Below are 26,293 nucleotides of genomic sequence, written 5' to 3'. Positions count from 1 at the left end.
GTGAGAGAGGGGTAAAATTTAATTCACCGCATCTAAACTAGGCGCTGGCATTTTTGATAAAGCACTCGCAACATCAGTTAAGCTTGTTGCTTTAGCTAATGTATATAAGTTCACATCCAGATTCATACTTTTCGATAAATGCTTAGCAATTAAACCCAATTGTTTTGGCCTTATATCTAAACTTAAAATTTCCGTATCACCTGTCATACTTTCTGCACTCAAATCAAGCACATCACAAAAAGCATTTATAACTTGAGCCTCTAAGCTGCTAACAGGCTTTGTTTGAGACTTACTTTGCGTATTTATAATCACATCAGCTGGCAATTCATTATCGTAAAATCTCGCTTCCGCCATTTCTTTAAGACGCTTCCTATCTACCTTTTTATTTCGTGTTAATGGAAATTCATCTAATGCCAGCCATCTTGAAGGAATATGTGAGTTTGGTAATTTACCTTTAAGAAAGTGACGTAACTCTGTCACTGAAATGTCCGCATCACCCTCTGTGACATAGGTTACAACCATTTCATTTGTCTGGTATTGCGGATTAGTGCAGGCCATTACAATTGCATCTCTGACTAATGGATGCTTAGTCATACCTAATTCAACTTCAGATGATGCAATCCTTACACCTCTAATTTTAAGATAACCTTGCTTACGGCCAGAAAAAATAATTTTACCATCTTCTCGGAAGAAGCCACGATCACTGGTTTTAAATACCCGCACTTGCTGCCCTTCAGGCGTTGTTAAGGTTTCATAATCAGTTTGATTAATCACACCATCCTTTAAGTAACCATTTGCTAAGTTGACACCAGAGGCACACAAGGTACCAGAGACAAAGCTAGGGCAATGTTGGCCCTTGTCATTCATTATGTAGTAACGATTAAATTTAAAGGAACTTCCATAAGGAATGATATCAATATCTTGCGCAGTGATTTCGTGCCAGATATTCCAAATCGTTGTTTCTGTTGGTCCACCAATTGAAAACAGTCTAGTGTTTGGTAGATATTTGCGCAGCTTATCAATCACAGTAGGCTTCACGTAATCTCCCCCTTGGGAGACTAGCTTAAGAGACGTTAACTGGTGGGGTTCTGCACAGACAAGCAACATATCGACAATGGCGGGCACTGAACTCCAAACTGATACCTTATGAGTTTCAACAAGACGCGCCCAATCCATGCCACTCTTAGCTTGCTCTTTCGTTGGTACTACCAAACTTGCCCCTAATGACATTGCTGCAAACAACTCATAAACGGACATGTCATGATGAAATGGTGTTGCGGAAAACATCACATCATTACGCGTAAGCTTCCAAGTCCTATTTGTTTCTTCTACGACATTTGCGGTAGCAAGATGATTCATCACAACACATTTTGGAGTACCTGTACTGCCGGATGTATAAAGGTAATATCCAGGCTGGCCATCAAACACAAGGTCACAAACTAATGTGTCGCTAAGGTTCTCGTCATTAAGCGTTTCATGAATATTTAGCGTCTTAATACCATACCCCAATTCCTGATCACTAATAATTAAATCTACACGACAATTATTGAGCATAAATTGAATACGCTCTGTCGGTGAATCCATATCAATAGGTAACCAGATTATGTTAGCCAAGGAACAAGCTAAAGTAATCGCAATATGCTCAGGACTTTTCACTAAGCAAATAGCAACAACATCGCCCTTTTTAACATTAAGAGAGGATAATTTATTCGCTATTTTAGCGACATTTATACCAAGTTCACGATAACTAATTACTTTGTCGTCATAAATTAAAGCGGTATTTTCAATATGATTTTCATACAAGTTTTGCTTTATTTGCTCAAGGTAATCTTGCACCTGTTCACTATCCGCTTTTAGATCTTGCCATGGTTTTGCCATTTCTGTGGCTTTTTTAACATCGACATTTGGTAAACCAATCTTATCCAAATCATCAATCTCTGATAATTGAATGAGATAGCCTTCAAGGGTTTGAAGCAATTCATTAATTAACAAGTCTGATAAAGCCTGTTCGGCAAAATCAAAATCTATGGCTATATCATTATTAGCAGTCTGATGAATACGAATATCTAACGCTAGTTGGGGTGTTTGTGTAATGCCTGACACATATTCAGCATTTTGATAAGCACTGCTTCCCCAACTAAGACCATTAGTTACGGCAACAGGCAAGCTAACAAGCTTACCTGTTTGTTTGAGTAACATTTTCCCTAATTCGATCCCAGAAAAACTTGTATGTCCCATTGCCTCAAGTACATCTTTTTGAAGAGCGCGAGCCTTATCAATAAAGCCTATTTGCTCTGAGTTTTCGTATGCTAATGCAATGAAGCTTGAATGATTGCTTAGGTCTGAATGCAAAATTGAATTTGAAATTGGCATAGACACTAATACAGAATTGTCACTCGTCCATAAGCTTAATACTTCAAATAAAGCCGTTGTCAGAATTGAGTTAGGTAATAAGCGTTGTTTTGCACCGAGAGCCAAAATTGATTTCCAGTTTCTCTCTGAAATCACAAAGCCCTTTCGTTTGTAACTTGGCGATGTAATCCTATCTAAATCCTGCTTCCAAGGTAGAGAAATAACTTCTTCGATCGTATCTAACTTTTCTTTCCAGTAACCTTTATCAGATTCTAAATTTTCAAAGTAGCTAACCGGCATTTGTCTCATTTTAATCGGCTTATGTTTATCTTCACCATTAAATAACTCATTCAAAATAATAGAGATAGCGTAGCCATCGACAATTAAGCCATCAAAACGAGTGAACAGAATTGAAGTTGCTTTACCCTCACAGTCTTGCACAGGTATTTGAACGAGTGTCATTTCCCATAATGATTTTTCTAGTGGTAATTGAGATTGACTAGAATGCTGTCTTAACTCGTTTATTTTTTTATCTGCTTCCGCTTGCGTATTTTGGCTATAATCATGAAAGTTTATATTTAAATTAGCCTCGTCATAGACATGTTTCTCTAAGGCGACATCATCTATATAAGTCCTTAAAACAGAGTGCTTTTTAACTAGAGGCAGCATTATCTCTTTAAGTTCAGACTCACTCATCTGACATCTAAATTCTCTAAAATCATGCATAGCAACACCACCAAGAGGAACCGCAGCACTTCGCCCCATCAAATAGGCTCTTTGTAACGGGTTTAGAGGCTCTTTTGTTATGATGCTCATTGTTTCTTCCTTAATACTTTAAGCAAAACTTGCGCAATTTTGTCAGCAAGTTCAGGGATATTATCCTTAATTTTCGCAGCTATATTTTCTGGTGTTCTTTCGACAAAAATATCAACTATGGTCAGTTCGCTACCTTTGAAATATTGGTTCAAGGTAGCGGTTAAGTGAGTTGCCAATAAAGAGTCGCCACCACTTTCAAAAAAATCATCATCAAGACGCGTTATACTCACATCAACACCAATGGTTTTAGAAAAGATATAACTAACCGCCTCTTCAAGAGGAGACTCATTCTCTATGCTTGTCTGTGTTTGGCTTTGTTTTAAACATAGATTCAATACAGTGTGACTATCTAAAGCGCCATCTTGTGTTAAAGGCAGGGACTCAGCTATATAGTAGTAATCAGGTAACGCATGCTTTGGTAAAACTTCGGCTAGCTTGGCATGCACCTTTTTGCTGTCGACAACGCCTTCTTCAGCAATAATTGCAACCATTTTAAAGACTTGATTTTGATCAGTTTGACTCACAAATTTAGCATCAAGCACACCTTCAAGCGTCAAAACTAATGAGGTCAACTCGCTTGGTTCAATTTTATAGCCTTGAATTGTAATTAAATCTTCAGCGATGCCAGATGAAACAAGACTTCCATCCGTCTGGTAGTAAGCAAACTCACCCGTATTATGCCAATCAAACGCAGTCATATGTTGATGTGTTGCCAGCCACTCCCCTTCTAGATGAGCTCGCTCAAAACTAATACCTTTATGTGTCGCCCATAATTGCCCTAAAACATAATCAGGGCACTCAACACCTTGCTCATTTATCACTTTAAATGACGCATTAGCAAAGGCTTTACCAATAGGAAGATAGTCATTTTTACTAACAATTAAATCATCACAAACCTGGTAGCTCATATAAGGTAAATACTTTTCGTTACCATGGAGTGCCACTAAATTCATAGTTTTATTGTGACGCTTCAGTTTTTCCCAATGAGAAGATAAGGTTTGCCCTGTCGAAAGCACCAATGAAATAGGTGATAACGCTTTATTTGAAGCATTCAGTAGCATCTCACTCAAACGTAATGACGGACAATGGATGCAATTAATAGCATGATTTTTAATTAATTTTAGCCATTGATTCGTATCCGATTGCTGCAATTCACTCATCAAGATTAATGAGCCACCGCTACTCAAACTAACTAGAATATCCATTAATGCAGATTTATTGGTATATTCATGTAGAGAGAGCAAACAGCTTGATTGGTCAAAAGAGAATATATCAATTACCTCTTCAAGTTTTTCACTTAATGACTGATAACTAACCCCGACTAATGACTTTACCTCTGTATCATATACAGAATAGGCATGAGATTTAGCGATATTTAAGCTAGATTCTGTTAAGTCATTTTCACAAATAAGATCATGACTAACACTGTTATCAAACATATCTTCATAGATAATTATCTCTGCTTCATGGCTAAGCTCATCATGTTCGTCACAAAGTAAATAGTTAGCTGATGACAGTATTTTAGCTTTTTCTGAATCTGCAGCATCATGATGATATAGGATGAAATTAGCCCCAAGCTCCAAACTCGCTAACACGCTAGCTACATAAAACGCGACATCTACCGGTTTAAGAGCAAGGGTATCTCCTTGAACAACGCCTTTGGCTTTTAGGCTATTTAACGCTTGGTTAACCTTGCTTGATAGCATCTGATAAGTAAGCTTTTCATTATCAATAACTAGAGCGGTTTGATTTGGATTTATAAAGACTTGCTGTCTAAAGCCAGTTGCTAAAAAGGACTCTGAAAAATTAATTTCATAGCTAGGTAAAGCAAGACCATGCCTGGCTTGACGCTGTTTTAGCGGTAGTTTCGGTTTTAGTCTTGACTCTGTGTTTTCATTAGAAAACACAAGGGCATGAATTAAGGCTAAATAAGCCTCGAACATACTATCAACAACCCCTTCTTTAAAGGCTGCCGTCCTAACATCCCAGTTCACCAAGATACCATTATTATGTTCAGCCACTTGTACATCTAGATCAACCATTGGGCCCTGGGAGACACACCAGACAGGATTACCTAAACTAGTTTTCACTAGGTCAGAAACGACCTCTCCTTGGCCAAAACCACAGGTGTAAACAATAGGCGCCACTTCAGTTTCTTCGTTTAACTTAGATAAATCTCGCATTACATTCATGCCAGAATAGGCATTATGGGCTAATACTTGTTCACGCTCTTCTTCAAAGCGTCGCAGCATTTGCCCTAACGGCTCTTCATCAATTAACTCAGCACTAAAAATGATAAGGTTGGTGAAATCCCCTACAAGTTGATTAATATTTTCATCATATTGCTGACGCCCAAACATAGGTAGGTTTAATCTAAAACGATTACTGCTAGACCAGTTACCTACCACATTAGAAAACACAGTAAGCATCAGTGTAGATAAACTTACCTGATGTTTTTGAGCCAAATTTGATAACACTGACTTATCATGAGCAGTAAACACATGATGTAAACTGTCACATTTATAGGTATCTTGACGAAATTTTTCTGCGATCAGGGGCAGCTTGGGCGGTGGAGGAATATCTGCTAAACGCGCTTGCCACCATAACCTGTCTTTCTCTGCCGCTGCTTTTAACTTTTCATCTTGTTCAACTCTCTCAAGATAATCAAAGTAGCTTAGATTACTCATACTAAGGTGCTCATACTTACCTGAGTACAAAGCAGCAAGACTCTGATAAGTTAACAAAATACTTGGCGCATCAGCTGCTGCCATATTTACGTCAATATGTAACCTATGCTTTTTGTTGGGCAAAAGAGTTAAATCAAAATGTATTACCTGTCCAAGCTGTATAGCTAATTCCTGATGAGCTAAATCATACCTTTTGGCCTCTAAAAAGCGATCAACTTCAATTGGCTCCCATTCACGAATATCATCGATATTAATTTGATAATCAGGATCAAACTCAGCAATTGTTTGAGAACCAGTATTAGAAATGGCCGCCCTCAGCATAGGGTGTATTTTTAGTAAATTTCGGATTGATTCAACAAGTTTGATTTGATCTATATTATCCCCATCAAATTCAACATAAAGATGTGCAGATACATCTGTTGCTTGTTGTCCAGCCCAGAATGAGTATTGCATTTCAGATAGATGAGACTCTTTTAAGCCTTCCGCTGGCGCTAGTACTAGGTTGTCATGGCTCGCTTCCTGTTTAATAGCAAGGTTTTCATCCTTTTTATTTGTTTCCACAGGCACCCTCAGTAACGAAACCCAATCCTGTATCGTTGGCATGGATGCAAAATCCACATAATTTAATTCACGATCATATTCCTGTTGAAACGCATCAACTAACTGCATTATCGCAAGAGAATGCAAGCCAAACTCGATAAGACTGGCATCAGGTGGGATAGTTTGATCAACTAAGTTTAAAGTGTGCTTTACTTGCTCAGCTATTGTTGTTTCCAATTCCATTATTTTTTACCTACTTTGGTAAAAGCTCTTTCGAACTTTTACATATAATCCCATCCATCATGTGTGTTGATTCATATGAATCACCCACTAAAAACAATACTTATATCCAATAATTTAAAAGCCGCTATTCGTTATCAGAGTCACCTTCTATTAACTGCTTCAAGCTTTGACTGATAGAAACTAATGAGAACTGAACCTAAATACAAATGAGAATCATTAGCAACTGACGTTTATGCTATTGCTTTTCATAAACCTAGTCAAGCTGGATCTAGCGGATGAATAAAACAGAGAAGCAAAGCAATAAAGAATAAAGCTCAAATTAAAGGAATGTTTTAAATGTGAGACCTTAAATTAAAATGAAGACACTAAGCCAAGTAACATAAAAACCCCCCGCCTTAGACGTATTTCAAAGCGATTAATTAAGGAACCTACGATTAAGCCAACCTTTCTCAATTAGCTTTATAGGTATAGGGGAGAAAGCATTGCTTTGATCTAATTTAGGATTTTTTCAAGAAGGGACAACGCAGAATAACGCTTTTTCTGAAATGCCGATTAGGCATTTCTCAAAGAGCCAACAGCGTGATAGAAAAAACTTATTTAAGTTAAAGACCTTATCTATTTAATGGCCTTTAAGTTGTCCGCCTCACAACAAATCTAGAGATTTTATCAACACAATGAGATAGAGGGACTTATTCTTATAATCCTTAACACTCAACTAGCAAATGCACTATTGACCAAACAAATCATATAAATGATAATTATTATCATTGGGTTTTTGTTGCATATCTATTCTCCTCTGAAGCCCAAAAACCATTCATTAGAAAAGCATTCATTTAAAATCAAGTTAAGGACAACGGTATATGAGAGATCAAAAGCAACCTTGGATGATGCTAGCTAGCATCTATATTACTCAGTACATAGGTTTAGCTTTTATTATCTCTGCTGCTATGGCGATATTGCGTCAGCAAGGGGTCGCATTAGATAAATTAGCCTTGTTAAACCTTATTGCAATTCCAATAATAGGAAAGATTTTTTACGCTCCTATCATTGATAAGTACCGCTTACATTTTCAAGGAAGGTATCGTAGTTGGCTCATTCTAGCGCAAGCATTCATGACACTGCTTTTAATAACAGCTGGCGCCATAAACCTACAAACACATTTTAGCTGGATTCTAATTACACTTGGCGTGTATGTATTTTTTATGAGCATCCAAGACGTATCTGTTGATGGGCTTTCATGCAAACTCTTTGACGAAACAAGCCGAAAATTTGCAAGTAGTATCCAATTTTCAGGAAACTTATTAGGCAATATTATAGGTGGCGGCCTCATTCTAATGCTTTATCCATGGCTAGATTGGCACGGTTCGCTTTGGCTATTGGCAACTTTAACTTGCGTCTCATTAATTCAGATCATTTATTACAAAGAGCCTGAAGAAACAGCCATAGATAATACAAACAGCTTGATTCACAAAAGCATTCTTAAGGATATAAAACCTTTTATAATTCAACATAAACGCTGGTTTATCGTCATGTCGTTTTACCCTATTGGTTCAACTTGTGGATTCGCTTTACTCAATCCACTACTTGTAGATAACAACTGGGCTTTAGAAGACATTGGATTTGCTACAAAAATTTTCGGCTCAATAATTGGGCTATTTTCTGCAATGCTAGCTACACCTCTAATCTCTTACTTGGGTAGAGTGAAATCTCTTGTCAGCGTCACTTTAGTTCAAACACTGGCACTTATTCTCATGATACCTATTACACTTGGAAATACCGATAAACTAATGGTTTATAGTGCAATTACTGTGCATTTTATAAGCTTCCCAGCCTTATTAGTTATAACAGCAACTATGATAATGGATAAGGCTGCACCGACCGTTCACAAGGCCACCTTCTTCGCTTTACAGTTTAGTTATGCATCCTTGTTAGGCTTTGCTTATTCAGCATTAAGCATGACCTTAGCAAAACACTCAAGTTATAACCTAGTTGTGACTTATGGCGCCATAATCACTTTTGCTATCGCCATCTTTATCTGGCTGATGCTAAAGCAAGACGAAGCAGCTAGCGAAGCATATCCAGCTACTCCCCAACAAAGAACATAAAGCCTTTCTTACTAACTAAGACACAAATTTACTCATACGATTGACGGAAAAATCATGACAATTAATTTATTTTGCCTGCCACCGGCAGGTAGCAGCGCGTCCTTATATTCATCATGGAATAAACTAACACAAGAGAATATTAATATTATTCCTCTCGAATACCCTGGCCATGGCACGCTTGTTAGGCAAAAACTTATTCACGACCCAGAAATACTTACCGAAGCCCTGATTCATAAAATCATCAGCTATGGAGACGAAGCTTTTGCTATATTTGGTCATAGTGTTGGCGCAGCACTTTTGTGGCGAATAGAAAAAAAAATAAGAGAAACACCTCTAAATGATCAGCTTAAGCTATTAGTTGTAAGCGGTAGACCCGAGTTGGAATATACAAAAAATATGGCCCCAAAGCGGTTTCTAACACGCGAAGGAATGATTAAGGCTCTCAAGCATTACAATGGCGTTCCAGCCGAGCTGCTAGAAAACCAAGATGCAATGAACTTCTTCTTAAATATATTACGAAATGATTTTCATCTTAATGACATGATGCTTAAAGATGAAATTAGAAAAACTAAAACGCCTTTATTAGCATTTTATGGTAAGGAGGATCCAGACATTGCCAATTTAGATCAAATGAATGCTTGGCAAAACCACAGTTATAATTGGCAAGGTTGTTACCCGCTGACCGGCGGCCACTTCTACTTTAATGATCAAACAACATTACAAGTAATGCTAGAAAGAATGTGTCGCATAATTCTCAATATCTCCTCCAAAATAAAGCCTTAGTCAAAGCAAAAGCCGTCATAGAAATTAAAAACCAAATAAAGTGATGAATTAAATCTTTCATAATAAAGAAATTAATTCTCACTATATTTATTTTCCTACAAACCTAAAAATATGATTTATATCATTTTTTAGGTTTATTCCTTTATAAGCAATTACTTATATTAAATTTTTTATTCATTTAAGCATATTCACTTATTGCTAATGAGAATCATTTTTAATAACATTACCACTTACAGCTTATTACACATCTAAACAAAGGAAGCACGGAGCAATGACCCAGAAGTATAAAGTGAGTACATCACAACCACCCAGTTCACTATCTTTAATCGCCCTATCTATTATTGGCATTAATAGCTTAATGATTTCTTCAGCCGTAAATGCAGAAGTAGTTGAACTCGAAAAAATTGTGGTTACAGGGGAAAAGATAGATAAAAGTATTAAGGACACCACTACGGCTGTTACTGTTTTCACAGAAGAAAAACTTGAGTCAGGTGAAACAAATCAGGTTAAAAGCTTAGCAACAAAAGCACCGAACGTTATTTCGGATTCTTTTGGTCATATATCAATGCGTGGAGTAAATGGTGGTGGCGCAGCAACTGGTGGCGTGGCTTTAATTACAGGCGCTCGTGCTCGTATTTCAACAGTTGTTGACGGTACATCACAAGACTGGTCTGGTTATAATTTTGCGCCAACAAGTCTATGGGACACAAAGCAAGTAGAGATCCTTCGTGGACCTCAATCCACCACTCAAGGCGCCAGCGCCATTGGTGGAGCTATGGTTATCAATACCAATGACCCAACCTTTGAACAAGAAGCTGCAATTCGTCTAGGTTTAGAGAACTATGACAATGGTAACTTTAAACATAATATGGCTATTATGTCTTCAGGAGCCCTAGAAGATGAATTGGCTTACCGCATTGCGGCAGACCAAACTAAGGGATCTGGTTGGATTAACTACGATACTTCAGGATATACAGCAGACACTCCTGACCTTGATGATTCAGAAAGCCAAAACTTTCGCGGTAAGCTACTTTGGAAACCTAGCAGCATGCCTGAACTATCTGCAAAATTAACCATCAGCAAGTTAAATAATGATGGTGAGCATGCTAACTTCACCAGTAATACAACTGAAGCAATAAATTCAAACACCTTAAGAATTCGAGATACCAACACAGCTGATAGCTCAATAACACGAGTCCAAGATTCTACAGAAGATAGTTTTTCTACAGATATTGACTACCAAATTAGCCAAGGAATTTCTAATTCACTACATATCAGCCAAATCGATTCAGATATTTATGCTGATGGTTACGGTCTTGGAACTAGTGTCCATACTTATGATATCGACCAAAAAACTAAGGCAGTTGAAAACCGCATCATTTTTAACGACATTAATTCCGACCTTACAGGTGTTATTGGGTTATTTGCATCTGATAAAAAAGCGGTCATTGATGCAACTCAAGGTGCAACTCTTGCTACAGATTATACGACCACCACAACAGCTCTTTATGGTGAAGGCACATATTCAATCACCGATAAAACTAAAATAACTACAGGACTACGCATTGAAAATGAAGACACCACTAAAAGTGGTACAACAGGCTCTGGCTCGGTATCTAATGAAAAAATAGATAAATCCTACACTCTCCCAAAGCTTGCTATTACACATAAAATTTCAGATACAACTACTTTGGGAGCGTCTGTTCGTAAGGGCTACAGCCCAAGTGGTACATATGTTAATTTCAACAGCAACACAGTTTCGTCATATGACAGTGAAGAAGTAACAACATACGAATTCAGCAGTAAGAGCGATTTCGGGAATGGAACAACTGTAAATGCGAGCATTTTTTATAACGACTACACAGATTATCAAGCTCAATCAGGGTTTGGCTTAGTTAATGTTGATGAGGCAACAACCTATGGCGCAGAAATTGAAGCAACTAAATGGGCTAGTGAAAACCTTGAGCTTTGGGGATCATTAGGTCTATTAAGAAGCAACATTGATAAATACGACGCCACAACATCAAGCGAAGGTAATGACCTTTCAAGCGCTCCAGAAACAAATGCAGCCCTTGGTTTTACCCAATACATTGGTGATGACTGGTCTTTTGGTGCAGATATTAACTATGTTGGAACATACCATTCAGATTTAGCAAACTCAGATTCAGTTAAAGCTGGAAATTACACAATATCAAATGCACAAGCCCAATATGTAATGGGTGAATTAACAATAAATGCTTATATCAAAAACATTACCAATGAAGATGCTGTTTATTACAGAGAGTCTAGTGTTGCAGCTGCAGCTCAATCCCGCACAGTTGGTCTTAGCGCTGTATATCGCATGTAATCTAACATTTAAAGATACCCAAGACTTTAAGAGGCTCAATTGAGCCTCTTTTTTTCTTACACTCCCCTCTTCTTTGAACATATAACTCCCCCCCTTAAACCTAAACTCAAGTCCAACCTTTAAAAATTAAAACAGCTAGCTCGTAACCCTCACCAAACTATCCGTGAAACCGAATTTGTAAACAGTAAGTCGTAAACCATGAGTGGTGAGTTGTGAGTTGTGAGTTGTGAGTTGTGAGTTGTGAGGATAGCCTCGTTAATTAAGCGATAACTAACAAGGCATTTATCTATTCTCTAACAGTATTGTAAAGGTGCTCATTAAGGTGCAGCTGGCACTAAATCATCTGGTTTATACACCTGTTTAAAGCTCAACACGCACAAGATCAAAGCAGCAAAACCAATACCAGAAGCCAAAAGAATCCATATGCCATCAATACCACCAGAAAAAAACCACCACCCCTTCTCTGCTGCTAAATAACTAACTGGTACCACGGCGAACCAGTACACAATAAATATCACCAACAATGGACTAACAAACTCTTGTAGCCCTCTTAATATACCTGCCGCAACAATCTGAATCGCATCAAAAAATTGAAACAATGCAATATACACCAGCAAGCCGGCGGTTATCCCAAGAATACCTTCATCTTGGCTAAATAAAGTAAGCAGATATTCCCCTAATCCGACCAGCAATACAGCGATAATTAAACCGTATGCACACGTCATAATAAGTGCAGCATTAGCAACATGCCTTCTTGAAGAAAAGCTATCTGCTCTCGTTATACTTGCAATTCGAATGGTTGTTGCACTACTTAAAGCAACAGGAATCATAAAGACTATCATGGCTAAGTTAATGGCAATTTGATGAGCTGCGACTTGCTTAACGCCTAAAGATGCTGCAAAAAAAGCTAACGTCGTCAAAGCCAACACTTCAACAACAAAAGCTACGCCAATTGGCAAACCTTCTTTAAGCTGCTCTGTTGCTTCATTCATATCAATATTTATTTCTGAATGAGTTATCGCTTCAGGCACTTCACGTTGAACTAAGCGCTTCATCATAAACAATGCAAAATACGCACTCACTGCCGTTGCTAGTCCGCAACCCACACCACCAAGGCCTTCAATACCAATGGCACCAAACACAAATAGGATATTTAACAGACTATTGACTATAAGCAAGGCAATAAACACCTTGATAATCGGCATCAGCTTACTAGACCCCTCACTCATAAAACGATAAAGCAAGATATATACGAAACTAGGCATAGCAAATGCTACAAAATGCAGATAGGCCTGAGTAATAGCAGCAACATCAGAATCGGATACCAGCCAACTTGATGCAAAAGCAAGGAAATGAACCAAGAGAAAACCAAGGATAGACAAAACAAAAGCAACTTTTTTACCACGAAGAAAAACACGTTGCACTTCATCATGCTGACCTGCAGCCAACAACCCGGAAACTTTAGGCACTAATACAAACATTATTCCTGTTAACAGAATGAACACAGGAGTCCACATTGCACTGCCTAAGCCAACGCCGGCCAAGTCATGATAATGGTATTGACCAGCTACCATGGTATCAACCAACCCCAAAGAAGCCTGACATATTTGTATAAAAATTAAGGGTAAGGCCAGACTTAACAATGGCCGATAGGTACTCGAAAAAACCGACATTTAAAATTTCCTTTTAATAATACAGTGCTTAAAATTGGACAAACAAGGCATAAAGGAGGCAGGCAGTTCAAAGCAACTAATCACAAAGCTATTTTCAAAACACAGGCGAAAACCACTTTTCAAGCAATCACTTGTTCCAACATGGCCTACCTCTTCTTCCTACAAAATACTGAGCTAGATCAAGCTTTGAACTAAGTCAGTCCATTTGTGTATTTTATATTAAAAAAAACACCTAATACAAACGATAATGCAAATGAGAATCACTATCTTTTAATAAAAAAATTAAGTAATATACCTTCAAGCTAGTCATTAAACGTTTTATCAAAAAACACGTTTAAGTCAGGTAACCCCCAGCAAAAATGACATGGAATCAGGGGCAACTTGCACAAGATAGGATGCAACACCCTTAGAAAAAAGAATTTTCTATAACAAGGTTAATAGGGTTCAAAGGTATGAATGAAGGATTAATTTTAGATCCACTAGAGCTTAGTGAATTTGAAAAAGAAATAGCTAGTTTAGGCTTGATTGATGAAAGCCAAGCAATAGATACAACTAACCAAATTAAAAATAATGGCCAGCTCTCATTATCAGAAGAAAGAGCTTGGATGTTACACCAACAAGACCCACTCTCTTCAGCAGGCCCTTTTACAGCCGCGTTTAAATTATCTGGTGCACTAGATGCTCCACGCTTAATAAATGCTCTAAAAAAGATTTATCAAGGCAATACCAACCTCAATCAAGTTTATAAACTGGATGAAGAAGGCGAGCTAATAAAACACAAGCTTGACCCTGAAAGCATCATTATCGAAGAAGTTGCTGCATCAGGCGATGAAGAAGTTATAAATTTCTTACTAGAACAACAAAAGCAGCCGCTTGATTTAGCCAAGGATGCAGCAATTAAGTTTTGGCTATTTAATAAAACTGAAGACGAAAACGTATTAGGCCTACTTGGTCACCATATTCTTCTTGATGACACAGCTTGGCAGCCTATTTTTAATGCTATCAGCTCTCATTATAAAGATGTGCATTTCACTAATACTGCAAACACAAAAAAAATTGAGCACGCTCAACAAAATACAAATAAACTTGAATCTTATTGGGCTAACACACATCCTAATGGCCTAAATAAAACTCAGCTTCCCTCTTTGTTCTTTAAAGCAGAAGGTAAGATTCCGCTTGTTAAGCAAGTTACAAGTCATGATAAAGCGTCACAGGTCTTTAAAGCCAATCGCTTCTATAGCAGAACATCGACAACTAAAGCTGATGCCTTAGCACAAGCAAGCCAAACATCACCCTTCCAGGCTTTGCTAACCTTATTTGGGCTTTATCTAAATCAATTACTAGATCAGACGTCAGTGGATATCATTATCCCTATCGTTGATCATCAAGAAATTACTGGATTGGATCAGATCAAATCTAGCTCTAATGTCATCCCTGTTAGAATTGAAAATACCGATATACAAACTGCTATTTTGGATCTACGAAACAACTTGCTTAACGGTATGTCGAATAACCTCTCCATTGAGCAGATATTTTCAGCAACCAAAACTCGCCGTAACGATTTACCTAATATTTTGGTAACACAAGTCGATGATGCAAGCGATTACCTAACACTCGATGGTATAAGAGTTTCAAACTTAACCATACCACCAATATCGTCTGACTATGACCTCACCTTAGCCATTCAGTTTGAGCAAAACGATCACATCAGGTTCGAACTCACAACCGGTGACTTGCTATCCCCTACTATTGGCTACTTTTTACTAGAACAATTTATTGGGTTTATTGATAAAGCCGAGATTGATAGCAAAAGAGTAATACCCTCTTTATTTACAAGTTCGAATAACAATTTCGATAATTTATCTGAAGTAAATCGAACGGATAATACAGACACAAAAAGTTCAACTAATAACCATGAGCTTATTAAAGCTATTATTGAAGAATTCAAAACCGTCTTAGACCAAAATGACATCTCAGCTAATGATGACTTTTTTGAACTAGGTGGACATTCTCTGTTAGCCACAAGAGTCATAGGCAAGTTAAAAAGCCAACATCAAATTGAAGTAAAAATTGCAGACTTTTTTAATGCGCCAACCGCAATAGGGCTTGCAGAGCATGCAACAAAAATAGAAGAGCAAGATTCTCACTTAGCGCAGGTAGGCATAGATCAAGAAATCATAGTCCCGCACACATACGTACAGAATACCTGGATGGACCTAATCGAATTAGGAAAGAATCCTATCTTCAATATTCCTTTTACACTTAAGTTTGCTGAAGAGGTCGACGAAGATGCTTTTCATAAAGCCTTTACAAATGTGCTTATGCGCCATGATGCATTGCGTACCCTGCTATTACCTGAAGAAGATGGCACCGTACTACAACGAATTATTCCAGCAACTCGCCTCGATGATTATCAGTGGTTTTTCTCATCAGCGACTCAAGGTAACGAGTCGGCAGAAAATCTATTAGCTTTTGAGGCTAATTACAGTTTTGACCTTATTAATGAAATCCCTGTTCGCGTACGTTTTCTCCATAACGAGAAAGGTGAACACTTCCTCTCATTACTAATTTATCACATGACCTTTGATGAATGGTCAGCAGGCATACTCATAAGCGATCTGTTTTTCGCCTATAAAGAATACGTCAGTGGTGTTGAACCTAAATGGGAAAGCGTACCCGCTCAATTTCCTCAATATGTTTCAGAACAAACTAAAGAATCTGAGATGGAACAGGAGCTTGAGTTCTGGAAGCAACAACTAGGAAAAGTGCCACCAGCTCGCCCTCTTTTCTATCAAGATGGTGCAGAGTACCAAGTAACAGATCAAGGCAGTTGGATTGAATTCTCATTTGGTAAAGACGTTGCCGATGGATTAAATCAGCTGGCTAAGTCTAATAAATCATCCATGTTCCATGTTGTTTTTTCGGCCTTCTCGCTTGCGCTTTACTACCTTGGCGCCAGTAAGAAAATCACCATAGGCACGTCAGCTTTTGGCCGTGATAATCCTAAATTCCAAGATACTGTTGGGCTTTTCACCAATGTCGTGATGAATCAGGTCCAGTTTGATGAAGAGCTGAGTATCAACCAATTAGTTTGTCAGGTAAAAGAGACGATTATTAGCTCACTTGCTCACAGTAATGTGCCCTTTGTCACTGTTGAGCACGCGGTTGCTGCCAAGCCAGAAGAACTCGCAACAGACAACCTATGTGAAGTCTATATTCAGTACCATCAAAAAAATGTCCTTAACACGGCAATTGAACTAAACGACGGCCGTAGTATTGGTTTTGATCTACTAGAACCAGAACGCAGCATAGCCAAATTTGGTTTGCACTTTGAAGCCTATGAGGATCCAAACTCAATCGAAGCCGCTTTCAGAGTGGTATTAGCCTATCGCATGAGTAGCTACAGTCAGGATCAAGTTGAATTGATCAAGTCTACAACGCAAACCGTAATTGAGTCTCTTGCCAATCAAGAAAGGCAGGCGGATATCTCAATTAGAGATGTTAGAAGAGCGCTTGCTAACAAAGTTTTGTAATTACTGTATTTGCTAAACGACAAGGATTAACACCATGTTCCTAGAGAATGATATTAAAAATGGTTTTGTACCTTTCCCTCAAGATAGAGCGGAATATTACCAAGCGTCTGGTTATTGGGAGAACGAAAACCATATACAGCTGCTTGATCGGATACGTAAACAATATGGCAATCAGCTAGCAATTTGCCAAGATGATAAAAGCCTGTCCTATGATGAGCTTTATCACTATGCCGCTTCTTATGGCAGCTATCTGCACCAGCAAGGCATTAAAGCAGAAGACTTTGTGGTGATTCAGTCACCTAATGTTGTTGAGTTCTTCGTGGTCTTATTCGGTTTATATTACATAGGTGCTAGACCTGTTTTTTGTTTAAACGGTCATGGTGCTTATGAAATTGAAAATATTGCGATTAATAGCCGTGCCGTAGGCTATATCAAGATCAATCAAGAAAATCAGCCTACCACGGATGCGATGGACATAAGTTTTGGCTTTACTATGCCGAACTTAAATTTATGGTTTAGACAAACCATCAAAAGTAGCTCATCCATTGATCAGGCTTTTAGCTGTATTAATGACAAAACAATGCTCGTACCAAAATATGAAGCAAGCCCACACTCAGTGGCTTTTCTTCAACTCTCTGGTGGTACGACGGGGTTACCAAAACTCATCCCAAGAACCCATGCAGACTATCTCTATTCAGTCAAGAAGAGTGTTGAAGTAACAGATTTAAGCGCTAGCACAAAGCAGCTTATCGTTTTGCCTGTTATGCATAACTTCACTATGAGTTCTCCAGGCTTTTTAGGGGCATTTTATTCAGGTGCGAGTGTATTTTTAAGTACAGACTCAAGCCCTAAAAACTGTTTTTCTCTGATAGAAAAGCATGGCATTACTCAGGTGTCACTTGTGCCCTCATTGATAAATTTATGGATCAATTCACCTCAACTTGAACAAGCAGACCTTAAAACCCTAGAGGTTATTCAAGTTGGCGGCGCGAAGTTATTACCAGAGCTTGCTGAAGCAATTGATCAAAAGCTTGGAGCCAAACTACAACAAGTGTATGGCATGGCAGAAGGCCTTGTTAACTTCACCCGCCTTGATGATCACAGTAATACCGTCTTATTTACGCAAGGCAAGGCGTTAAGTAAAGACGATGAAATTCTCATTGTGGATGAAGAAGGGAGCCCTCTTCCTAATGAATCAGCTGGATTCATTCTGACCCGTGGCCCTTACACCATCAATGGTTATTACAACTCCCCTCTGGTTAATTCCCGTAGTTTTAATAAAGAGGGTTTTTATATCACAGGAGATATTGGCTACCTAGATAGTAATAACAACATAGTGGTTACAGGTAGGGAAAAGGAACAAATCAACAGAGCAGGTGAAAAGATCACACCAAGTGAAATTGAGAACCTGATTTTATCTCACGCCCAGGTAAAAGACGTTTCTGTTGTGGGTGTAAAAGACTCTCTGTTAGGCGAGCGAACAAAAGCCTCCATCATTCTAAAGGAGCCAACTAGCCAGCTTTCACTCAGGGATGTTCGGGTATTTTTGATGCAAAAGAAAATTGCCGAATACAAATTACCAGACGAGATCGAATTAGTAGACGATTTCACATATACCCAAGTTGGAAAGGTCAACAAAGGCCTGTCGACTAATAAAGCTAGAGGATAGCAGAAAATGAAAAGTGAAGTTTATGACATTGTAGGGATAGGTGTAGGTCCATTTAATCTGAGTTTAGCTTGTATGACAGAGCCATTAACTGAGATGCGAACCCTCTTTTTTGATAAAAAGCCTGAGTTTGATTGGCATTCAGGCATCATGCCCGAATGGAGCACATTGCAGATTCCTTTTATTGCAGATTTGGTTACCTTTGCAGACCCTACAAGTAAGTTTTCTTTTTTAAATTATTTGAAGGATCAAGGGTTAATCTATCAATATTATATTCGTGAGAACTTTTTCATTTTACGTTCTGAATATAATGATTATTGCAAATGGGCATGTGAGCAGCTTGAAAACCTTCGTTTCGATCAAGATGTTCAAACCATTAGCTATGATGAAGCATCCAAAATTTATACAGTCGAAACACGTAACAGTGCGAATGAACTCACAGTTGTTCAAGCTAAGCACCTTGTAGTCGGTACAGGTACAACGCCAATTGTTCCAGATTTCTGTAAAGGCTTTAAACAAGAGCTACATTCAAGTGCCGATTACATAGAACACAAAGCTGATTATAAAAACAAGAAATCCATAACCATAGTTGGTAGTGGGCAAAGTGGCGCTGAAATTTATTATGATCTGTTAAATGAAATTGATGAGCATAAATATCAGCTCAACTGGGTTACACGATCTGAAAGGTTCTTTGCTATCGATGTCAACAAGCTCACCCTAGAACTGACATCGCCAGAATACACCAAGCATTTTTATAATCTACCTGCTAACAAGCGTGATGAGGTGATTAATAGCCAAGATATGCTTTATAAAGGCATAAACACTGATTTGATTAATCAGATCTATGACACCTTGTACATCAAATCCAAAAAGCCTGATTTTGACTCACGCTTAATTACCGATACACAGGTGAACTCTCTATCTTATCAAGATGGAAAGTTCTCCCTCTCTTGCACAAGACAGGATGCTCAAAAAGATTTCGAAATGGATTCTGAAGTCGTCATTTTATCGTTAGGCTATGAGTTCAAGAAACCAAAATGCCTCATGCCTATTGCCCAATATCTTAATTGGGATGAAAAAGAACGTTTAGACCTAAGTGAAGACTATGCCGTCAATGATGACAAAACAGTTTTTGTACAAAACCTAGGCCTCTATACCCATGGCATTTCAGCACCAGATCTTGGTATGAGTTGCTTCCGTAACGCCATTATTATCAACAAAATCTTAAACAAGGAAGTCTATCCAGTTGAGAAGCGAATCTGTTTCCAAGAGTTTTTACCTGAATAGGTATCACTCTTTGTAAATAAATCCAGGCCAACAAGTCCCTAAAACAACTGGATTTGTTGGCTCTCAAACTGAAATAGACACAGTTTAAGCAGGCACTTGTTTAAACATTTAATCGCTTAAGTTGGTTTTAGAAAGTGACATTTCCATAACAGTATTGTTGGCCACTTAAGCAACTAAAAAGAATAAGCAAAATCGAGAAGAACTTATGCAAACGATATCACGCAAATTACCCAATAATTTCAGCCTTGCGATGAATCATCATAAATATGGCTTAAAGCAAATTAGCTACCCAGAGGATTTACCTTTACTGCATAAATGGATGCATACAGAACATGTTATTCCACAATGGCAAATGAACAAGCCAAAATTAGAGCTTGAAGTCATGTTTGAAAAAATGTTGGTTGATGATCATCAGCGTCTTTATTTCATCATGATTGATGACAGACCTATTGGCTATGTAGAAATTTATGAATGTCATAGAGACCGTCTGAATCGTTATTATGAATCTGATGAGAATGACATGGGAATACACCTGTTGCTAGGTGAACTCGATGTATTAGGTTTGGGCCATTTTCGCCCTGTACTGACTCTATTTGCTCAATTTATTTTTAGTAGCAACCCAGATACTCAGAAAATGATCTGTGAACCTGACTGTGAAGTGGTTCCTTTTCAACGTGCCGCACCTGATTTGGGCCTAGTTGAACAAAAGAAATTTCAACTGCCTGAGAAGAAAGCCTCTCTGTATTTCTTAAGCCGAGATGACTTCCGTCAGTCTCCTTGCTATCAAAAATACCTGTAATGGAGTAAGTATTTTTATGAAACTTCCAGATTATTTTCATTCAAACATTAAGACAGACCTTGATCGCTTAATCAGCACTAAGCCCACCCCATTTCTTGTGGTCGATCTTTCTGTCATCGAAAAGCGCTATCGTGAAATGGTAGAAGGCTTCCCTATGGCTGATGTCTTTTATGCGGTTAAAGCAAACCCTGCAAATGATGTTGTTCAGCTATTGGTCGAGCTGGGCTCAAACTTTGATATTGCCTCAGTGCCAGAGCTTGAAAAAGTATTAAGTTTTGATGTTGAGCCGTCGCGCATTTCGTTTGGTAATACGATTAAGAAGAAAGCGGATATTGAATACTTTTATCAAAAAGGTGTTAGGCTTTTTGCCACTGACTGCGAAGCTGATCTAATCAATATTGCCGAAGCAGCACCGGGTTCAAGCGTTTATTTCCGTCTACTTTTTGATGGTTCAGCCACTGCAGACTGGCCACTAACAGATAAGTTTGGTTGTAAAGCGAATGTCGCTGTTGAACTTGCCGCCAAAGCAAAAGAGCTTGGTCTCAAACCTTATGGCATCTCCTTCCATGTAGGCTCGCAACAAAGAGACATTGAAACTTGGCGACAAGCCATCCTCGCGACCAAGGCTGCGTTTGATCAAATCAAAGAGCAACATAATATTAGTCTAGAAATGATCAACTTAGGTGGTGGCTTACCGGCAAGCTATATTCAGCACACCCATAGTTTCTCTTATTACGCTAATTCAATTCTTGCCTTTATCAAAGACAGCTTTGCACAAGATATGCCTCGTATATTGATTGAACCTGGCCGTTCACTGGTTGGCGACTCAGGCATCATCGTCTCTGAGGTCGTATTAGTGACAGATAAGAAAACAAAGCCAGAATACCCAGATCGCTGGGTTTACACAGATGTTGGTACCTTTAACGGTTTAATAGAAACCATTGGAGAAGGCACTAAATACCCTATTCTCACCAGCAAAGAAGGAAATAACAAAAAGGTCATTCTTGCAGGGCCCACCTGCGACAGCATGGACATAATGTACAAGGATCACCAATACCAACTACCAGATACCTTAACGACAGGCGACCACATATTTTGGTTGTCGACGGGAGCCTATACCACAAGTTACAGCTCTGTTGAGTTTAATGGTTTACCGCCACTAACAAGTTATGTCGTTAAAAACTGAGAAGTGAAACTTAGCCAAATTCACTAAGAAGATTAGCCACAGTTTTAAATCAAACAGAAGAAGTAAACATACTATATGAGCGCATTTACACCAATAATGGATATCGATCAAAAGATCGATATCCTAGACCATGTCAATCAGGATCACACGGAAGAGTTGTTAGCCATAGCAAGAACAAGTCAGCCTAAAAGTGAAATCCAGTCTGCAAAAATTCTCGATATTTTTGAAGAAGGCATGAAAATTCTCATAAAATCTAATCAGCAAGATACAGAGCAAGAGGCTTTTGTCCCCTTTGAAATTGAAGGTGGGTTAGAAGACAAAATCTTGTATCAAGCCTATGCTGCCATTGCCCAGCAAGGTAAGGATTTCAGTGGTGCAGCTAAGCACTTTTTTGAAGTGACAGATAAACAAAAAGTCACACCAAACATGATACGCATTAGCGTAAAAAGTAATACACCCTTGCCTGAATATTACCCTGGCTATGCGTTTGCTTTTCTTCTAAAGATTATTCAGAAAAAACCGAACCTAAGCGCCCAAACTAATCAGAAAAAACATTGGTTTAAAAATATTTTCGATCGCGCTTTCATCAAACTGATGAAACATTTATCCAGTAAGAACCGACAGAAGTTATTACAAAAAGCCAATAAAGACATTCGACTTTATACTTTGCGTAAGTCCTGGAAGAGCTCTGAAGATGCAGCCTTCCCTGACATGGGTTATATCGATATTTTTACTCATGACAACACCCCGGGTAGCCAATGGGCAAGCGAACTAAAAGCCGGTGATGTGATTATGAGTCGTTCAGAATCACCTGATAAACACCCTCACCTTAAAAGTGGTCAAGCGCTATTAATTGCGGATGAAACCGCTTATCCAGCACTTGTGGGTATTCTCGAAACTTGGAATAACCCTTTACCGCCCCATGTCATTATTCTAAGCGCAAAGAGCGCGGAACAAGACTATATTGAAGATGCATTATTACCAGAAGGTAGCCAAGTTCATCGTTTAGTATGTGATGCAAATAAGCAGGCAGATGAAATTTTGCCCATTCTTGCAAAGCTAGAAACAGTAGATGTGGCTTGGGCTGCTTTTGAATCAGAATCTGCAAAAAAAGTAAGGCGCTACCTGCGCAATGACAGAAACATAATAGGTCGCGATAATCACACAAAAGCTTATTGGCAATTAAAAAGCCGTCCAGAGCCTAAATAGACTCAGTTTCATCATAGAGAAAAGCACCATCAAGGGTAACTTGATGGTGCTTTTCTATGAAGCATAATAGCCACTATTTACTAACCAAGCGCCGCTGCTTTTAGGTAAGCCGGACGTGTTTGGACCTTATCAAGATAAGATTTTGTATGAGTAAAACCGTCAAGCAAACCTAAGCTAGCGGAGATTTCTAACATAATAGTCATCATGATATCTGCGCCAGTAAATTCACTGCCTGCGAAATAATCACGTTCAGCCAATACTGATTCAATATAGCCAAAATCTAACGCGATCTCTTTGGCAATATAACCGTCCATCGCTTGATTTCCTGCTCTTTCCTCTAGCCCCATAAACAACTTACACATAACAGGTAAGGCTAATGAGCCTTCAGCGAAATGAGACCACTCTAAATACTGATAATATTCCTTAGTCTCTTTGTTAGGTCTTAATCGCCCTTCGCTATCTTGATCAAGGATGTATTCAAACACGGTACTGGATTCACACAAGGTAATTCCACCATCCTGAACAATAGGTGCTTTTGCTAAAGGGTGAATGGCTTTTAAGCTAGCTGGCGCCAAACGCGTTACAGGGTCTCGTTCATGATCAATGCGTTCATATGGCATACCTAGCTCTTCAAGTAGCCAAAGAACACGTTTAGAGCGAGACTGGTTTAAATGGTGCACAACTAGCATATTAGGTCCTTTTAAATGACTTATTAATTGAGTTTCAAGTACAGATAATCAGGGCAAAACGAATGATTTCAAGAGAGTTTACAAACACTCATTATTGAGTAGCGTTTAACCGACTCTTCATCTGTAGATGATTCCTATTATCTAGCCTGCCACTTAATCGAGTTAGCCCTAAGGAAATCATTACAATCACAGCGCCCACCCAAGGTGTATGTATCAAGCCTGCATTAGATAAAATTAAACCACCACCCCAAGAACCCAATGCAATGCCTAAATTAAAAGCCGCAATATTTAAACCAGAGGCAACATCTACCGCATCTGGCGTATATTTTTCGGCTAAGTTAACTACATAAACTTGCAAGCCAGGTACATTTCCAAAGGCAAATGCACCCCAAATGACAACAGAAATTAAAGTTGCAATAGGATGGAAAGCGACAAGATTAAAAATGAGTAAGATACAGGCCAATCCAGAGAAGATAATTGTTAAAGCCTTAATAGGGCCAAGTTTATCAGCCATTTTTCCACCAACAATATTTCCAAAAGCAACAGATACACCATATATCAACATGATTAAGCTGATTGAACTTGCGTGAAAACCCGTTACATTCTCTAAAATAGGCGCAAGAAATGTGAAGGCAGTAAAAGTACCTCCGTAACCTAATGCGGTAATGGCATAAACTAACAATAACCTGGGTTCTAACAGCACCTTAAGCTGTGATGATAATTGTATTGGCGCTGACTGCTTTAAGTTGTTAGGCACTAGAAAAACACTGCCTACTAAAGAGATTAAACCAAGTATCGATACAATTAAAAAGCTTGATTGCCAGCCAAAATTTTGACCTATATAAGTCCCTAGAGGTACGCCTGTAACGAGTGCTACTGTCAAACCTGTAAACATAATTGCAATAGCACTAGCAGCCTTCTCTTTTGAAACAAGACCTGTCGCAATAGTAGAGCCAATCGAGAAAAACACCCCATGTGCAAGCCCGGTTAAAATACGAGCAATGACAAGCACCGTGTAATTTGGCGCTTGCCAAGCAAGTAAATTCCCCATAACAAAGAGTGCCATGATGCTTACTAATACTGTTTTACGATTCCATCTACCTGATAATGCAGTTAAGACAGGGGCACCAAAAGCCACACCTAATGCATATAGGCTGACTAACAAGCCTGCTGAAGGCAAAGTAACATTTAAGTCATTTGCCATTGTCGGTATCAAGCCAACAATCACAAATTCCGTAGTTCCAATAGCAAAAGCGCTAAGCGTCAATGCAAAAAGAGCAAGGGGCATAATTCACAATCCTAATTCAGAGTTTTAAAACCAATTAGATAAAAAATAAGCTTTTGATCTAGGTGATTCATTTAAGAAGGAGGATTATGCGCAACATAAATATTGTTAAAAACAGTGTTTACTACAAATTATATTTGTCATTTTAACAACAAAATGAGAGGTTACTCATTCAAGTTTTTTATGAGTAATCAATAATGCTGACTCGCTCTGATGATTTAGAGATTTTACTTACTGTTGTGGATACTGGTGGTTTCTCTGCTGCAGCACAAACATTAGATATACAAGTTGCACGAGTGTCTCGATCAGTGAGTAAGATAGAAAAGCAATTAAATGTGTCTCTCTTCAATCGAACAACTCGTCGCGTTGAGTTAACGGATGAAGGTAGACGGTTTGTAGAAGGGGTAAGGCAAGGTTTAAAGCATATTCAGCAAACTGAAAATGATGTGATATCTAGTCAAGATTTACCAAAAGGCCAACTGCGTGTTGATGCCGCTAGTCCATTTATATTCCATCAATTAGTACCTTTGATTCAAGAATTTCACCAAGAATATCCTGATATACAACTTGAATTGACATCAAATGAGGGCTTTGTCGATTTAGTCGAAAAGAAAACCGATTTGGCCATTCGCATTGGAGAATTAGCAGACTCTAGCTTACAAGCAAGGGCTCTTGGCAAAAGCTCTTTATACATGGTTGCTTCCCTTGATTACCTAGCGAGACGTGGTACGCCTAAAGATCAAGCAGACCTTATCAATCATGATTGCATTGGCTTTAATGGCCCCAAAATACTCAATCAATGGCCTTTAAAAGGCTTTAAATCCATTAACCCTATAATGACATCTAGTAATGGCGAAACGGTCAGACAATTAGCAATAGCAGGAAATGGCATTGCTTGTTTATCGGGCTTTATGGTCAAAAAAGATCTTGAAGCAGGCCGTCTTATTTCAATTCTCGAAGAAGAGAAGTTAATAAATACAGGAAGAGAACAAATTCAGGCTGTTTATTATAAATCGTCAAGTGTCGCTAAACGCATCACAGCATTTATTGATTTCATACAAGTGAGGCTAACCTTGTAATCGAACAAAACAAA

15 protein-coding genes are annotated in these 26,293 nt (G+C 38.5%); 10 read left to right on the top strand and 5 right to left on the bottom strand.

What is annotated here, in order from left to right:
* Positions 1-18 precede the first annotated feature (18 nt).
* Together TW85_RS11750 and TW85_RS11745 are read right to left on the bottom strand one after the other, a co-directional pair.
* A complete protein-coding gene (locus TW85_RS11750; protein ID WP_052702116.1) occupies positions 19-3,168 on the bottom strand; it encodes an AMP-binding protein in 3,150 nt (1,049 codons plus the stop codon).
* The gene (locus TW85_RS11745; RefSeq protein WP_046017302.1) at positions 3,165-6,638 is read right to left on the bottom strand and encodes a condensation domain-containing protein; all 3,474 of its coding nucleotides are present in this window, start codon (positions 6,636-6,638) and stop codon (positions 3,165-3,167) included. The genes TW85_RS11750 and TW85_RS11745 overlap by 4 nt, the downstream gene beginning before the upstream one ends.
* Positions 6,639-7,498: 860 nt before the next feature.
* Here TW85_RS11745 and TW85_RS11740 point away from each other — a divergent pair.
* The 3 genes from TW85_RS11740 to TW85_RS11730 all read left to right on the top strand — a co-directional run bounded on the left by TW85_RS11740 (position 7,499) and on the right by TW85_RS11730 (position 11,873).
* Positions 7,499-8,743 (top strand): MFS transporter, encoded by a 1,245-nt coding sequence (locus tag TW85_RS11740; protein ID WP_046017301.1) that lies wholly within the window; start codon positions 7,499-7,501, stop codon positions 8,741-8,743.
* A gap of 54 nt (positions 8,744-8,797) precedes the next feature.
* Positions 8,798-9,526: a thioesterase domain-containing protein gene (locus TW85_RS11735; protein WP_046017300.1), complete on the top strand. Its 729-nt coding sequence runs from the start codon at positions 8,798-8,800 to the stop codon at positions 9,524-9,526.
* Between the two features lie 271 nt (positions 9,527-9,797).
* Positions 9,798-11,873: a TonB-dependent receptor gene (locus tag TW85_RS11730; protein ID WP_046017299.1), complete on the top strand. Its 2,076-nt coding sequence runs from the start codon at positions 9,798-9,800 to the stop codon at positions 11,871-11,873.
* Between the two features lie 317 nt (positions 11,874-12,190).
* On the opposite strand, the gene TW85_RS11725 is transcribed toward TW85_RS11730, so the two are convergent.
* Entirely contained in the window at positions 12,191-13,546 is a 1,356-nt protein-coding gene (locus TW85_RS11725; RefSeq protein WP_046017298.1) for an MATE family efflux transporter, read from the bottom strand.
* Positions 13,547-13,998: 452 nt separating this feature from the next.
* Between TW85_RS11725 and TW85_RS11720 the strand changes: the two genes are divergently transcribed.
* The 6 genes from TW85_RS11720 (at position 13,999) to TW85_RS11695 (ending at position 23,226) form a co-directional block, all read left to right on the top strand.
* Positions 13,999-17,079, top strand: a complete 3,081-nt coding sequence (locus TW85_RS11720; protein WP_046017297.1) for a condensation domain-containing protein — start codon at positions 13,999-14,001, stop codon at positions 17,077-17,079.
* Positions 17,080-17,113: 34 nt separating this feature from the next.
* Complete coding sequence (locus tag TW85_RS11715) at positions 17,114-18,748, top strand: AMP-binding protein (protein ID WP_046017296.1); 1,635 nt, start codon at positions 17,114-17,116, stop codon at positions 18,746-18,748.
* A 6-nt stretch (positions 18,749-18,754) separates the two neighbouring features.
* Positions 18,755-20,032: a SidA/IucD/PvdA family monooxygenase gene (locus TW85_RS11710; RefSeq protein ID WP_046017295.1), complete on the top strand. Its 1,278-nt coding sequence runs from the start codon at positions 18,755-18,757 to the stop codon at positions 20,030-20,032.
* A 205-nt stretch (positions 20,033-20,237) separates the two neighbouring features.
* On the top strand, positions 20,238-20,831 hold the full coding sequence (locus tag TW85_RS11705; RefSeq protein WP_046017294.1) for a GNAT family N-acetyltransferase: 594 nt from the start codon (positions 20,238-20,240) through the stop codon (positions 20,829-20,831).
* A 16-nt stretch (positions 20,832-20,847) separates the two neighbouring features.
* Positions 20,848-22,017, top strand: coding sequence for a type III PLP-dependent enzyme (locus TW85_RS11700; RefSeq protein WP_046017293.1), 1,170 nt, complete (start codon positions 20,848-20,850; stop codon positions 22,015-22,017).
* A 75-nt stretch (positions 22,018-22,092) separates the two neighbouring features.
* Positions 22,093-23,226, top strand: coding sequence for a siderophore-interacting protein (locus tag TW85_RS11695; RefSeq protein ID WP_046017292.1), 1,134 nt, complete (start codon positions 22,093-22,095; stop codon positions 23,224-23,226).
* A gap of 80 nt (positions 23,227-23,306) precedes the next feature.
* On the opposite strand, the gene TW85_RS11690 is transcribed toward TW85_RS11695, so the two are convergent.
* Both TW85_RS11690 and TW85_RS11685 read right to left on the bottom strand, forming a co-directional pair.
* A complete protein-coding gene (locus TW85_RS11690; RefSeq protein ID WP_046017291.1) occupies positions 23,307-23,915 on the bottom strand; it encodes a glutathione S-transferase family protein in 609 nt (202 codons plus the stop codon).
* A gap of 91 nt (positions 23,916-24,006) precedes the next feature.
* On the bottom strand, positions 24,007-25,203 hold the full coding sequence (locus tag TW85_RS11685; RefSeq protein ID WP_046017290.1) for an MFS transporter: 1,197 nt from the start codon (positions 25,201-25,203) through the stop codon (positions 24,007-24,009).
* A 194-nt stretch (positions 25,204-25,397) separates the two neighbouring features.
* Between TW85_RS11685 and TW85_RS11680 the strand changes: the two genes are divergently transcribed.
* Complete coding sequence (locus TW85_RS11680) at positions 25,398-26,279, top strand: LysR family transcriptional regulator (RefSeq protein ID WP_046017289.1); 882 nt, start codon at positions 25,398-25,400, stop codon at positions 26,277-26,279.
* The last annotated feature ends 14 nt before the right edge of the window (positions 26,280-26,293 follow it).

The sequence above is a fragment of the Marinomonas sp. S3726 genome (assembly GCF_000967665.1).
In the GTDB taxonomy this organism is placed as follows: domain Bacteria; phylum Pseudomonadota; class Gammaproteobacteria; order Pseudomonadales; family Marinomonadaceae; genus Marinomonas.
Note: the sequence above shows the minus strand (reverse complement) of the source record. Positions and strands in the feature narration are given on the sequence as shown.